Below are 13,477 nucleotides of genomic sequence, written 5' to 3'. Positions count from 1 at the left end.
CGCTCTGTGCGGCGAGGGCCGCCTTGTTGAGCTTCGGTACGGCGGTGGCGGCGATCCGGCGGCTGTTGGCATCGGACGACGGTGCCTTGACGGCCTGGGCCGCGGTGATCCTGCCGCCGCTGACGGTGATGCGGACCTGGACGCCGCCGTACTGGGTGGCCGCCACATCCCCGAGGACCGTCTCGGTCGCCCCCGAGCCGGAGCCCGAGCCCGAGCCGGAGCCGCCGGTGCCGGTGCCGGTCCCGGTCCCCGTGTCTGGTGCAGGCGTTGCGCCCGCTCCGGCTTCTTCCTCGGCGTCGGATCCCGGAGTCCCGGCGGCCCCCGCCTTGTCGAGGGCGCTCTGCAGGGACTGGATGTAGCCCTGGCTCGTGTAGGTGGCTCCGGAGACGGTGTCGATCCGGGCGCTCTGTGCGGCGAGGGCCGCCTTGTTGAGCTTCGGTACGGCGGTGGCGGCGATCCGGCGGCTGTTGGCATCGGACGACGGTGCCTTGACGGCCTCGGCCGCGGTGATCCTGCCGCCGCTGAGCGTGAGCCGCACCTGCACCGGACCGTACTGGGTCGGGGCTTCGTCCCCGAGGACGGTCTTCCCGCCCGCGGGTTCGACGCCGGGGCCGGTTCCGGCGGTTGCCGACGCCGCGGGCGGCACGGCGCCGCCGGCCTGCGGCGCCGTACCGGCCGCCGGCGTGCCCGGCTGTTTCACGGCCAGGAGCAGCACGACGGCCGACGTGGTGCCGGCGACGGCGAGAAGGATCCGGCGCAGGGGGTGTTTCCTCTTCACGGACGGCCTCACATCTCGAACGACTCGTGGTGGATGCGGCGGGACGGCACTCCCGCCGCCCGCAGCGCGTGGTACGACTCCTCGGCGAGACCGGGCGGTCCGCACAGATAGACGTCGTGCTGATCGATGTCCGGCAGCACCTCCTTGAGCCGCTCGGTGGTGATGCGGGGGCGTGCCCCGTCCGGCCCGTTCACGGCGTACATCAGCTTCGCCTCCCGCGCCTCGGCGATCTGCTGCAGCTCACTCCACAGCGCCAGGTCCTCCGTCGTGCCGGCCCGGTAGAGCAGGGACAGGTCACCGGGGCCGCCCGGCAGCGTCTCGAACAGGGCTCGCAGCGGGGTGATGCCGGCCCCGCCGGCGATCAGGAGCACCTTGTTCCGGCTCCGCCGGCCCGCGGTCATCGCTCCGTACGGCCCCTCGGCCCAGACCCGCGTCCCCGGTTCCAGCCGGGCGAGCGCCGTGCTGTGCTCGCCGACGGCCTTGACGGTGATGCGCAGCAGATCCGGGCGGGGCGGAGCGGAGAGGGAGTAGGGATTGGAGCTCCAGCGCAGACTCCTGGTGAGGAACCGCCAGCGGAAGAACTGACCCGCCTCGGCGCCCAGCCGGTGCAGCCGTCGCCCGCTGATCAGCACGGAGACCACGCCGGGGGCCTCGGGCACGACGGATTCCACCCTCATCCGGTGCCGGAGGTTGAGCCGTACCGGCGCCAGGATCCGGTACCAGAGGAGCAGGGCGCCGACCGCGGCGTACAGCACGTACCAGACCGAACGAGCGGTCGCACTGGCCACGAACTCGGCACCGGTGGCGAGCTGGTGCCAGAAGGTCAGGTACACGGCGGCATAGGTCAGCAGATGCAGGTAGTACCAGGTCTCGTAGCGCATTCGGCGGCGCACCGCACCGGCCGACACGAAGCCGACCACCAGCAGGAGGACGGTGCCGACCGCCGCCTTGATCATTTCGGGGAAGTCGACGACGACGGTCACGGTCTGCTCGACGAGGCCGGTGCGGCCCTGTACGGAGTATCCCCAGATGGTCAGTACGACATGGGCGACGACGAGACCGATCGCGTACCGGCCGCTCATCGCGTGCCAGCGGGCCGACCGGTCCGAACCCACACGTCGTTCCAGCGCCGGGACACGCGCCATCTGCAGCACCACGAGCGCGATCATGTAGCCGCCGAGCAGGCCTGTGATCCGGCCCGCCCCGACCAGCCACTCGGCGGTGTCCATATGGACGACCGCCGTGTTCTCCCACCACAGCCACAGGACGGCGGCGGCACCTGCCCAGGCCGCGGCCAGCAGCACCGCCGCCGGATTGCGGCGCGGCCGGATCGCACGCATGGTCTGGCGCCTTGCGGCCCGACCGCTCTGAATCGTCGTCACGGCTGCTCCTCGGCTCATCCGTATCGCTCTGGTGGATACGCAGACGAGGACCGAGGAGTTCAACGCCGGGCCACTTGTGTCACCTGCGGACGTCCGGGCGTCCGCATGGCCCGCTGACAGGGGGTCAGTCGGTACGGGCGGGCAGCGGGAGAGGGAGCGCCGGCAGCCCGTCGAGGCTCACTCCGACATGCGGTTTCTTCTCGCAGTACGCCGCGAACTCCTCGTCCGTCTTCCGCCCGAAGTGCTCCGCGTGCTGCGTTCGCTCCTCGCGATAGTCCATGAACGGTACGGCGAATCCGCAGGCGTCACTGATCCGGCGGGCGTGCACCACGATGACCGCCCGGGCCGCGGCCCCGTCCGCGTCCTTGAAGTACGGGATGAACTCCGCCCACCGCGGATCGTCCCGGAAGACGGCCTCCCCCTGACCGTGCACCCGCAGCACCTTCGGCGGACCGGTGAACGCACACCACATCAGGGTGATGCGGCCGTTCTCCCGGACATGGGCGATGGTCTCGGCGCCGCTGCCGCCGAAGTCCAGGTAGGCCAGGGTCAGTTCGTCGACGACGACGAGGGTGCCCTTGCGGCCCTTGGGGGAGAGGTTGACGTGACCGTCGCCCGCGAGCGGGGCGGTGGCAGTGAAGAAAACGGGCTGCTCGTCGATGAATGTCCGGATACGACCTTCTATGCGTTCGTACGTTTGTCCCATGCTCGGATTATGGACCTGATGAGCGAACGGCGGGGAGGGTCCGCGCTGTTCGCCTCGGGCTCCGGTACGCCTGACCGCCACCGCAGCCGCCGCATCACGTAGTCGCTGAACAGGTGCGTGCAACGGTCCAACAGCGCGGCGAGTTCGGCAGGGTCGTGCTGCCCTCCCACCGGCGGTTCCCACTGCTGGATCGCGGGCCCGGCCAGGGCCCGGAGCGAGGGGTCCTCGTCATCCAGCAGGCGCACGGCGGCCCGGAGTTGCGCGATTCCGCCCTGCGCGCGCAGCAGCCGGAACGCCGCCCGCCGTGTGTGGGCCGGCCGGTCGGCGGCGAGCCGGCCCGCGAGCCAGTCCTCCGGCAGCCGGTCGGCCGACGGGAGCAGGGCGGAGACCGTCTCCCGCGCGACGGCGGGCGCCGGGTCGTCGAGCAGCGGGCGCAGCCGCTCCGTGTCGACCTTGTCCAACGCGCGCAGTCCGGCGATCGCTCGGGCCCGCACCGCCGGGACCGGGTGGGCGGTGAGCGGCCACAGCAGCGCGGCATCGCGGGGCTCGCCGCATTCGGCGAGCCCCAGGGGCGCCCACGCCGGTACGCCGGGGTCGGACGGGTCGGCGCACAGGGCGCGGTAGAGCGGGAGCGGTTCGAGGCCGCCCTGCCGCAGCACATAGCGGGCGCAGGCCCGGACCAGTCCTGAGCGGTCGGTGAGATACGGCCGGGCCTCGGCGTGGCGTCCGGCCCGGCGCAGCGCGGTGACTCCGGCGGACCGCACTCCCGGTTGCCGCGACTCCAGCAGCGGAACGATCACCTCGTCGCCGCTCGCGTCGAGGGCGAGAGCGGCCTCGGCGCACAGGGTCTGCACGACGGTGTCGGCGTCGGTCGCGGCGGCCCGTGCCAGGCGCGCCGCGGGAAGCAGGCCGCGTTCGACGGCCGCCCTGTACGCGAAACGGCGTGTGTCCCGGTCCTCGGCGGTCAGCAGCGGTGCGAAGGCCGCGGGCGGAGCGGACCGCAGGAGTGCGGCGAGGGTGTCGCGCGCGAAGGCGCCGCGCTCGCGGCGTGCCAGGCGCAGGGCGAGTGCGGTGAGCGGCGCGAGCGTCTCGGGGCGTGCGGAGGCGAGCAGCCCCGGGAGCAGCGCCCGGGCCCGCCCGCGTACCGGAGCGGCCCAGTCCGCGGTGCGGATCACGATCAGCGGCAGCAGCTCGGGTCGTGCGGCCGCCTGCTCCAGCGCCGGTTCCCGGACGCGGCCGTCACGGTGGCACAGGGCGAGGGCCGGGTGGTGCGTGTTCCCTCCGGCCTCGCTCTCGGCGCTGTTCAGCCGCCGGAAGCGCACCTCGACATCGAAGTCCAGCCAGGCGTCGGGGTCCGTCACGTCGAGCGCCTCGTGGACCGGTATCCCCTGCGCGACTCGTTCGACGACGTCATATCCCCTGGTCTGCATGGCGAGAGCGTACGGAGCCCGGTCGGCGGCAGCCACTGGATATGCACCGCGTTGACAAAACATACGGAGGTCTGCATAGTTATACCCATCACCGAATGCACCGTAAGGAGAAACCCGTGACCGAGCGCGTCGTACTCGCCTACTCAGGCGGTCTGGACACCTCCGTCGCCATCGGCTGGATCGCCGAGGAGACGGGCGCCGAGGTCATCGCCGTTGCCGTGGACGTCGGCCAGGGCGGCGAGGACCTGGACGTCATCCGCAAGCGCGCGCTCGCCTGCGGTGCCGTCGAGGCCGAGGTCGCGGACGCCAAGGACGAGTTCGCCGAGGAGTACTGCCTCCCGGCGATCAAGGCCAACGCCCTCTACATGGACCGGTACCCGCTGGTCTCCGCCCTCTCCCGGCCGGCCATCGTCAAGCACCTCGTCGCCGCCGCGAAGAAGCACGACGCCTCGATCGTGGCCCACGGCTGCACCGGCAAGGGCAACGACCAGGTGCGGTTCGAGGCCGGTATCGCCTCCCTCGCGCCCGACCTGAAGTGCATCGCCCCGGTCCGTGACTACGCAATGACCCGGGACAAGGCGATCGCCTTCTGCGAGGAGAAGCAGCTCCCGATCGCGACCACCAAGAAGTCGCCGTACTCCATCGACCAGAACGTCTTCGGGCGGGCCGTCGAGACCGGCTTCCTGGAGGACATCTGGAACGCGCCGATCGAGGACATCTACGAGTACACCTCCAACCCCGCCACCCCGCGCGAGTCCGACGAGGTGATCATCTCCTTCAAGCAGGGCGTCCCGGTCGCCATCGACGGCAAGCCCGTCACCGTCCTGCAGGCGATCCAGCAGCTCAACGAGCGCGCCGGCGCCCAGGGCATCGGTCGGATCGACATGGTCGAAGACCGGCTCGTCGGCATCAAGTCCCGTGAGGTGTACGAGGCGCCGGGCGCCATCGCGCTGATCACCGCGCACCAGGAGCTGGAGAACGTCACGGTCGAGCGTGAGCTCGCCCGCTACAAGCGGCAGGTCGAGCAGCGCTGGGGCGAGCTCGTCTACGACGGCCTGTGGTTCTCGCCGCTCAAGCGCGCCCTCGACGGCTTCATCAACGAGGCCAACCAGCACGTCACAGGCGACATCCGGATGACCCTGCACGGCGGCCGCGCCGTCGTCACCGGACGGAAGTCGGACGAGTCGCTGTACGACTTCAACCTCGCCACGTACGACACGGGCGACACGTTCGACCAGTCGAAGGCGCAGGGCTTCATCGACATCTTCGGCCTGTCGTCGAAGATTGCCGCGAAGCGGGACCTCGCGTAACCCCCGCACGTTGAACCAACCGCCTCCCCGTTCCTCCGCGCCGGGTGGGGTCCCCCCAGGCCCCCAAGGGCCCAGGGGGAGGTGGCACATCCACAGTCCTGAGGAGCTTGAGAAGTGAGCAGCAACAACGGTGACGTCCGGCTCTGGGGCGGCCGGTTCGCCGACGGCCCCGCCGAGGCCCTGGCCAAGCTGTCCGCCTCGGTCCACTTCGACTGGCGCCTCGCGCCGTACGACATCGCCGGTTCGCGCGCCCACGCTCGCGTGCTCCACAAGGCCGGCCTGCTGACCGCCGACGAGCTGGAGCGCATGATCGCCGGGCTCGACCGGCTCGAAGCGGACGTCGCCGACGGCAGCTTCGTGGGCACCATCGCCGACGAGGACGTCCACACCGCCCTGGAGCGGGGACTCCTCGAGCGCCTCGGCCCCGACCTCGGCGGCAAGCTGCGCGCCGGCCGGTCCCGCAACGACCAGGTCGCCACCCTCTTCCGGATGTACCTGCGCGACCACGCCCGGATCATCGGCGGTTTGATCGCCGACCTCGAGGAGGCCCTCGTCGGCCTCGCCGAGGCCCATCCGGACGTCGCCATGCCGGGCCGTACGCATCTGCAGCACGCTCAGCCCGTCCTCTTCGCCCACCATGTCCTGGCGCACGTCCAGTCGCTGTCCCGGGACGCCGAACGGCTGCGGCAGTGGGACGAGCGCACGGCCGTCTCCCCGTACGGCTCCGGCGCGCTCGCCGGATCCTCCCTGGGCCTCGACCCCGAGGCCGTGGCCAAGGACCTCGGCTTCGAGCACGGCTCCGCCGCCAACTCGATCGACGGCACGGCGTCCCGCGACTTCGTCGCCGAGTTCGCCTTCATCACCGCCATGATCGGCGTGAACCTCTCCCGGATCGCCGAGGAGGTCATCATCTGGAACACGAAGGAGTTCTCCTTCGTGACGCTCCACGACGCCTTCTCCACCGGCTCGTCGATCATGCCGCAGAAGAAGAACCCGGACATCGCCGAGCTGGCGCGCGGCAAGTCGGGCCGGCTCATCGGGAACCTCACCGGGCTGCTCGCGACCCTGAAGGCGCTGCCGCTCGCGTACAACCGCGATCTCCAGGAGGACAAGGAGCCGGTCTTCGACTCCTGCGACCAGCTGGAGGTCCTGCTTCCGGCCTTCACCGGGATGATGGCCACGCTCACCGTCCACCGCGAGCGGATGGAGGAGCTGGCCCCGGCCGGCTTCTCGCTCGCGACGGACATCGCCGAGTGGCTGGTCAAGCAGGGTGTGCCGTTCCGCGTCGCGCACGAGGTCGCGGGGGAGTGCGTCAAGGAGTGCGAGGCGCACGGCATCGAACTGGACCAGCTCACGGACGACCAGTTCGCCAAGATCTCCGAGCATCTGACGCCCGAGGTCCGTACGGTCCTCAACGTCCCGGGAGCGCTCGCCTCCCGCAGCGGACGCGGAGGTACGGCCCCCTCCGCCGTCGCCGTCCAGCTCGCCGAGGTCAAGGCCGACCTGGCCGCCCAGCGCGCCTGGGCCGGCGCCAAGCTCTGACAGCGGTCGTCACGACGCCGCCGCCCCGCCTCACGGAGTCGGGGCGGCGGCGTCGTCTTTCGGCCGCACCCCACGCGCCGGGGCAGGGCCCTGTCGAGAGGGCCGTCGGCACGAGATATCTTGATGTCGAGCAATGTTGCAGACGTGGAGCGGAGCACCCGGTGACTGACTCGACCATCATCTATACGCACACTGACGAGGCTCCGGCCCTGGCGACGTATTCGTTCCTGCCCGTCGTCCAGGCGTACGCCTCGACCGCCGGGGTCACTGTGGAGACCCGCGACATCTCCCTGGCGGGGCGGCTCATCGCCCAGTTCCCGGAGCGTCTGGAGGAGGGCCGGCGGATCGGCGGCGCCCTCGCCGAGCTCGGCGAGCTGGCCAAGACCCCCGGTGCGAACATCATCAAGCTGCCGAACATCTCGGCGTCGATCCCGCAGCTGAAGGCCGCGATCGCCGAGCTGCAGGAGCAGGGCTACGCGCTGCCGGACTACCCGGACGACCCGAAGACCGACGAGGAGCGCGACATCCGCGCCCGTTACGACAAGGTCAAGGGCAGCGCCGTCAACCCGGTCCTGCGCGAGGGCAACTCCGACCGCCGCGCCCCCGCGTCGGTCAAGAACTACGCCAAGGCCCACCCGCACCGGATGGGCGCCTGGACGCCCGAGTCGAAGACGAACGTCGCCACCATGGGCGCCGACGACTTCCGCTCCACCGAGAAGTCCGTGGTCATCACCCAGGACGGCTCGCTGCGCATCGAGCTGAAGGGCGACGACGGCAGCACCACCGTCCTGCGTGAGTCCGTGCCGGTGCTGGCGGGCGAGGTCGTGGACGCGTCCGTCATGCGCGTGGCGCCGCTGCGCGAGTTCCTGGCCGCGCAGGTCGCCCGCGCCAAGGCCGAGGGCGTGCTGTTCTCGGTGCACCTGAAGGCCACGATGATGAAGGTCTCCGACCCGATCATCTTCGGCCACGTGGTGCGCGCGTTCTTCCCGAAGACGTTCGCGAAGTACGGCGAGACGCTCGCCGCGGCCGGCCTGACCCCGAACGACGGTCTGGGCGGCATCTTCAAGGGTCTGGAGTCGCTGCCCGAGGGCGCCGAGATCAAGGCGTCCTTCGACGCCGAGCTCGCCGAGGGCCCCGAGCTGGCGATGGTCGACTCCGACCGCGGCATCACCAACCTGCACGTCCCGAGCGACGTCATCGTCGACGCCTCCATGCCGGCGATGATCCGCACGTCCGGCCACATGTGGGGCCCGGACGGCCAGGAGGCCGACACCCTCGCGGTCCTCCCGGACAGCAGCTACGCCGGTGTCTACCAGGTCGTCCTCGACGACTGCCGCGCGAACGGCGCCTTCGACCCGTCGACGATGGGCTCGGTACCCAACGTCGGTCTGATGGCGCAGAAGGCCGAGGAGTACGGCAGCCACGACAAGACCTTCGAGATCCCCACCACGGGTACGGTGCGCGTCGTCGACGAGGCCGGCAACGTGGTTCTGGAGCAGGTCGTCGGCGCCGAGGACATCTTCCGCATGTGCCAGGCCAAGGACGCGCCCATCCGGGACTGGGTCAAGCTCGCGGTCACCCGCGCCCGCGCGACCGGCGACCCGGCCGTGTTCTGGCTCGACGAGGACCGCGCGCACGACGCGAAGCTCATCGAGAAGGTCAAGGCGTACCTGCCGGAGCACGACACCGAGGGCCTGGACATCAGGATCCTCTCCCCGGTCGAGGCGACCAAGCTCTCCCTGGAGCGCATCCGCCGCGGCGAGAACACCATCTCGGTCACCGGCAACGTGCTGCGCGACTACCTGACCGACCTCTTCCCGATCCTCGAGCTCGGCACGAGCGCCAAGATGCTCTCGGTCGTCCCGCTCATGAACGGCGGCGGCCTGTTCGAGACCGGCGCCGGCGGCTCCGCGCCCAAGCACGTCCAGCAGCTCGTCAAGGAGAACTACCTGCGCTGGGACAGCCTGGGTGAGTTCTTCGCGCTCGCGGCCAGCTTCGAGCACCTCGCGCAGACCACGGGCAACGCCCGCGCCCAGGTCCTCGCCGACACCCTGGACCGGGCGACGGCGACGTTCCTGAACGAGGACAAGTCGCCCACCCGTCGCGTGGGTGGCATCGACAACCGCGGCAGCCACTTCTACCTGGCGCTCTATTGGGCCCAGGAGCTGGCCAGGCAGACCGACGACGCCGAGCTCGCGGGCGCGTTCGCGGCCCTGGCCAAGACGCTCACCGAGCAGGAGCGGACCATCGTCGACGAGCTCCTCGCGGTGCAGGGCTCGCCGGCCGGCATCGGCGGCTACTACCAGCCGGACGTGACGAAGGCGGCGGCGGTCATGCGCCCGTCGACGACCTTCAACCAGGCCCTCGCGACCCTGGCCTGACCCGCACACCACTGACCGCCCCGGCCGGACTCGTTCCGGCCGGGGCGGCCGTGTTTCCCGGCCCTTAAGCCTTTCCCGGCCCTTCGGTCGTGGCCCTTCGGCCGCAGCCAACCGGTCGCGCTAGAGAGCCGACGCCCAGTCCGCGAGTGCGTCGAAGTCCGGCCGGGTCAGTCCGATCCGGTGGTCGACGTGCAACAGCAGCGCGTCGGCGAGGTGGTGCTGCTGCACCCACTCCCTGTCCAGGTGCGTGATCTCGTCGTCGATCCACGCGAACGGCCGCCCGGCCGCGTAGTCGAGCACGTACTGCGTCTTCCAGAACGTCCCCCGGGGCGAGGCCCCGTGCATCACGGGCCAGTCGATGAACGGGAGTTCGGGCAGCCCCAGATGCGGGCCGACGCACTCGTTGGCCTCGCCCTTCCAGGTCGTCGCCCACACCAGCTCGTACCGCTCGGCCAGGGCCAGCAGCTCGCGGCCGTGCCCGTGGTTGAGCCAGACCCGCAGCGGCTTGTCGTGCGTCCAGCCGCTCGGTCGCATCCGGTGTGTCGTATAGCCATCCGGCCGGCGCTCCGGCTTCCCGCCGTACGGATTGAGCGGGCCGTCAATGTCGATCAGCAGCAGCGGCTTCATACGCACAGGATTCCTTTCAGCCTCTTCGTGAGGCATCGATTTACCGAATGAGACACTGCTGTCTCATTCGGTGTATGCTTGTCTCATGGCCATGGACCGTGAACAGGTGCTCCGCGCCGCCGCCGCCCTCCTCGCCCGCAAATCGACCGCCACGATGGACGAGGTCGCACGCGCGGCGGGCATCGGGCGCGCCACGCTGCACCGGCACTTCGCGGGGCGGGACGCCCTCGTGAGAGCGCTCGAAGCCTTCGGTATCCAGGAGTTCGAGACCGCCCTGGACCGGGCCCGGCTCGACGAGGGCGGCGCGAGCGACGGGCTGCGGCGGCTGATCGCCGAGATGGAGCCCGGCGCGGAGCTGCTCGCCTTCCTCGTCACCGAGAACCAGCTGTTCGAGGGCGACGAGATGAACGAAGGCTGGGCCAGGCTCGACGCCCGCGTCTCGGCCCTCTTCCGGCGCGGTCAGGAGCAGGGCGAGTTCCGGATCGACCTCTCGCCCGCATGGCTCACCGAGGCCCTGTACGGGCTCATCGGCACCTGCGCCTGGGCCGTCATGGACGGCCGGGTCGCCAAGAACGACTTCCAGTACATGATCGCCGAGCTGTTGCTCGGCGGAGCACGACGGAGTGTGGAGAAATGACCAGCAGCACGGTCCAGCCCACGAGCGGGACGGCCGAGACCCTGTACCGCCCCGGGCGCTGGCTCGCGCTCGCGGTGCTGGTGCTGGCCGTTCTGCTGGTGGCGGTGGACGCCACCGTACTCGGCCTTGCGACGCCCTTCCTCAGCGAGGACCTCAAGCCGTCAGGGACCCAGCTCCTGTGGATCGGTGACGTCTACTCCTTCGTCATCGCCGGCCTGCTCGTCTCGATGGGCAGCCTGGGTGACCGGATCGGCCGCAAGAAGCTGCTGCTGAGCGGTGCCGTCGCGTTCGGCGCGGTGTCCGTGCTCAACGCGTACGCCACCACGCCCGAGATGATGATCCTCGCCCGGGCGCTGCTCGGTGTCGCCGGTGCCACGCTGATGCCCTCCACGCTGGCCCTGATCCGCAACATCTTCCACGACCCCAAGGAGCGCAGCCTCGCCATCGGCATCTGGGGCGCCATGGCCTCGGCGGGTGCGGCCGTCGGACCCGTCGTCGGAGGCTTCCTGCTGGAACACTTCTGGTGGGGCTCCGTCTTCCTCATCAACCTGCCCGTGATGGCCGTCCTCGTGCTCGTCGGCATCAAGCTGCTGCCCGAGTCCAAGAACCCGGTGGCGGGACCGTGGGACCTGATCAGTGTCGCGCTGTCCCTCATCGGCATGGTCGGTGTCGTATACGCCGTCAAGGAGGCCGCGACCCACGGCCTCGGCTGGGAGGCGGGCGCCGCCGCGCTCATCGGTGGGGCCGGGCTGTACGGATTCGTCCGCAGGCAGCTGACCCTGCCCGCGCCGCTGCTCGACATGCGGCTGTTCCGGCACCGGGGCTTCTCCGGTGCGGTACTGGCCGACCTGCTGACGATCCTGGGCCTGTCCGGACTCGTCTTCTTCCTCTCCCAGTTCCTGCAACTGGTACAGGGCAGGCCGCCGTTCGAGGCCGGGCTCGCGGAACTTCCCGCCGCGATCGGTGCGGTGGCCACCGGTCTGGTCGCGGGCACGGTCGCCCGGCGGTTCTCCGTGCGGTCCGTGGTCGCGGGCGGTCTCGCCGCGGTCGGGGTCGCACTCGCCGTGCTGACCCTGATAGGCCAGTCGACGGCGTATCCGCTGCTCGGCGCGGCCCTGCTCGTCGTCGGTATCGGCGCAGGATTCTCGTTCACCGTCACGGCGGACGTGATCCTGTCCAGCGTGCCGAAGGAGCAGGCGGGCGCGGCGTCCGCGGTGTCCGAGACGGCGTACGAACTCGGCGCGGCGCTCGGCATCGCCCTGCTCGGCTCCGTCGTGACCGGCGTCTACCGGGACTTCGTGACCCCGGCCGGCGTGCCCTCGGACGCCGCGTCCGCGGCGCACGAGTCGCTGGGCGGAGCCGTCGAAGCGGCCGCGGCGCTGCCGCAGCAGCAGGGTGCGGCGCTCGTCGGCGCGGCCCAGGAGGCGTTCGTCGACGGGCTCAGGCTCGCGTCGGGCGTGGGCGCGGTGGTGCTGCTCGGCACCGCGGCAGCGGCGTGGTTCCTGCTGCGCGGCCAGCGGCTGGCCGACGGCATCGAGCACCCGTAGCCACGGTGCCGGGCGCCGATACGACGGCGGCGAGTCCCGGCACCCAAAAGGTGGGCCCCGACCGGTTGCACCCGGCCGGGGCCCGCCCGTTCAAGCCAAGCGGAGCGCTGCGCCGCCTTCGCCTTCGTGGCGGCGTTTTTGTCTGCCGTCCTCGCGGGCTCGGCGCCTGGGCGCCTCGCGAGCTTCGGGCGGCTGTGCCGGCCTTCGGCCGACGGCGGGGACGCTCAGGCCGCCTTCGCCTTCGTCGCGTACATGTCCACGTACTCCTGGCCGGACAGGCGCATCACCTCGGCCATCACCGAGTCCGTCACCGCGCGCAGCACATAGCGGTCGCGGTCCATGCCCTCGTAGCGCGAGAACTCCATCGGCTCGCCGAAGCGGACGGTCACCCGGCCGGGACGCGGCAGGCCCGCGCCGCCCGGCTGGAGCTTGTCCGTGCCGATCATCGCGAACGGGACGACGGGCGCGCCCGTCATCAGGGTCAGGCGTGCGATGCCCGTACGGCCCCGGTAGAGGCGGCCGTCGGGGGAGCGGGTGCCCTCCGGGTAGATGCCGAAGACCCTGCCCTCCTCCAGCACCCGGCGGCCGGTCATCAGTGCCGCGACTCCGCCGTTCGCCCCGTCCCGGTCGACCGGGATCATGCCGACGCCCGTGAAGAACCAGGCCATCAGCCGGCCCTTCACACCCTTGCCCGTGACGTACTCGTCCTTGCCGATGAAGAAGACCGGCCGGTCGCAGACCAACGGCAGGACCATCGAGTCGATGAACGTGAGGTGGTTGCCGGCGAGGATGACCGGGCCGTCCCCGGGGATGTGCTGAGCGCCTTCCACGCGGGGGCGGAACATCAGGCGCAGGATCGGTCCGAGCACTGCCTTGATGAGCGACAAGCGGGACAACGGGTCCTCCGAAGTCATGGGGCGGTCGGGTACGGCCGGCGAAGTCTCTGCAGGTGAGGACGATACTCGCGGGTCCGGCCGGCGCGCACATTGGGTTCACCGAGCGGATACACAGTGTTGACCCGCGTTTTCGACGCGTTCGCCCAGCGTCTGCCGCACGTAACGTCCCGGCACCTAGCATCGTGCGCCGCGCAGACCCCGCCCGACAGGTGCGGGACATCACATCCCTTTGGAGGAGCGC

General features: G+C 70.9%; 11 protein-coding genes. 5 read left to right on the top strand and 6 right to left on the bottom strand.

The features are described 5' to 3' along the window. The 4 genes from ACFV9O_RS30755 to ACFV9O_RS30740 all read right to left on the bottom strand — a co-directional run. On the bottom strand, window positions 1-778 hold a 778-nt coding region (locus ACFV9O_RS30755; protein ID WP_385423542.1), incomplete at its 3' end, for an FMN-binding protein. An 8-nt stretch (window positions 779-786) separates the two neighbouring features. After that, window positions 787-2,118 carry a ferric reductase-like transmembrane domain-containing protein gene (locus tag ACFV9O_RS30750; protein ID WP_385423540.1) on the bottom strand — a complete coding sequence of 444 codons (1,332 nt, stop codon included), beginning with the start codon at window positions 2,116-2,118 and terminating at the stop codon, window positions 787-789. A gap of 166 nt (window positions 2,119-2,284) precedes the next feature. Next, on the bottom strand, window positions 2,285-2,866 hold the full coding sequence (locus ACFV9O_RS30745; protein ID WP_385423538.1) for a pyridoxamine 5'-phosphate oxidase family protein: 582 nt from the start codon (window positions 2,864-2,866) through the stop codon (window positions 2,285-2,287). Next, window positions 2,842-4,296, bottom strand: a complete 1,455-nt coding sequence (locus tag ACFV9O_RS30740) for a hypothetical protein (protein ID WP_385423536.1) — start codon at window positions 4,294-4,296, stop codon at window positions 2,842-2,844. The genes ACFV9O_RS30745 and ACFV9O_RS30740 overlap by 25 nt, the downstream gene beginning before the upstream one ends. Before the next feature lie 116 nt (window positions 4,297-4,412). Between ACFV9O_RS30740 and ACFV9O_RS30735 the strand changes: the two genes are divergently transcribed. The 3 genes from ACFV9O_RS30735 (at window position 4,413) to ACFV9O_RS30725 (ending at window position 9,529) form a co-directional block, all read left to right on the top strand. Continuing rightward, window positions 4,413-5,606 carry an argininosuccinate synthase gene (locus ACFV9O_RS30735; RefSeq protein ID WP_385423534.1) on the top strand — a complete coding sequence of 398 codons (1,194 nt, stop codon included), beginning with the start codon at window positions 4,413-4,415 and terminating at the stop codon, window positions 5,604-5,606. Between the two features lie 114 nt (window positions 5,607-5,720). Further along, complete coding sequence (gene argH, locus ACFV9O_RS30730) at window positions 5,721-7,148, top strand: argininosuccinate lyase (RefSeq protein WP_385423532.1); 1,428 nt, start codon at window positions 5,721-5,723, stop codon at window positions 7,146-7,148. Window positions 7,149-7,309: 161 nt separating this feature from the next. Next, entirely contained in the window at window positions 7,310-9,529 is a 2,220-nt protein-coding gene (locus ACFV9O_RS30725) for an NADP-dependent isocitrate dehydrogenase (RefSeq protein WP_385423530.1), read from the top strand. Window positions 9,530-9,649: 120 nt separating this feature from the next. Here ACFV9O_RS30725 and ACFV9O_RS30720 read toward each other — a convergent pair whose 3' ends face one another. After that, the gene (locus ACFV9O_RS30720) at window positions 9,650-10,156 is read right to left on the bottom strand and encodes an HAD domain-containing protein (RefSeq protein ID WP_385423528.1); all 507 of its coding nucleotides are present in this window, start codon (window positions 10,154-10,156) and stop codon (window positions 9,650-9,652) included. An 85-nt stretch (window positions 10,157-10,241) separates the two neighbouring features. On the opposite strand from ACFV9O_RS30720, the gene ACFV9O_RS30715 reads away from it, so the two are divergent. Both ACFV9O_RS30715 and ACFV9O_RS30710 read left to right on the top strand, forming a co-directional pair. After that, a complete protein-coding gene (locus ACFV9O_RS30715; RefSeq protein WP_385423526.1) occupies window positions 10,242-10,793 on the top strand; it encodes a TetR/AcrR family transcriptional regulator in 552 nt (183 codons plus the stop codon). Beyond that, window positions 10,790-12,340 (top strand): MFS transporter, encoded by a 1,551-nt coding sequence (locus ACFV9O_RS30710; RefSeq protein WP_385423524.1) that lies wholly within the window; start codon window positions 10,790-10,792, stop codon window positions 12,338-12,340. The genes ACFV9O_RS30715 and ACFV9O_RS30710 overlap by 4 nt, the downstream gene beginning before the upstream one ends. Window positions 12,341-12,564: 224 nt before the next feature. On the opposite strand, the gene ACFV9O_RS30705 is transcribed toward ACFV9O_RS30710, so the two are convergent. Continuing rightward, entirely contained in the window at window positions 12,565-13,254 is a 690-nt protein-coding gene (locus tag ACFV9O_RS30705; protein ID WP_385423522.1) for a lysophospholipid acyltransferase family protein, read from the bottom strand. Window positions 13,255-13,477: the final 223 nt, after the last annotated feature.

Source organism: Streptomyces sp. NPDC059909 (assembly GCF_042730885.1).
Lineage (GTDB): Bacteria > Actinomycetota > Actinomycetes > Streptomycetales > Streptomycetaceae > Streptomyces.
Note: the sequence above shows the minus strand (reverse complement) of the source record. Positions and strands in the feature narration are given on the sequence as shown.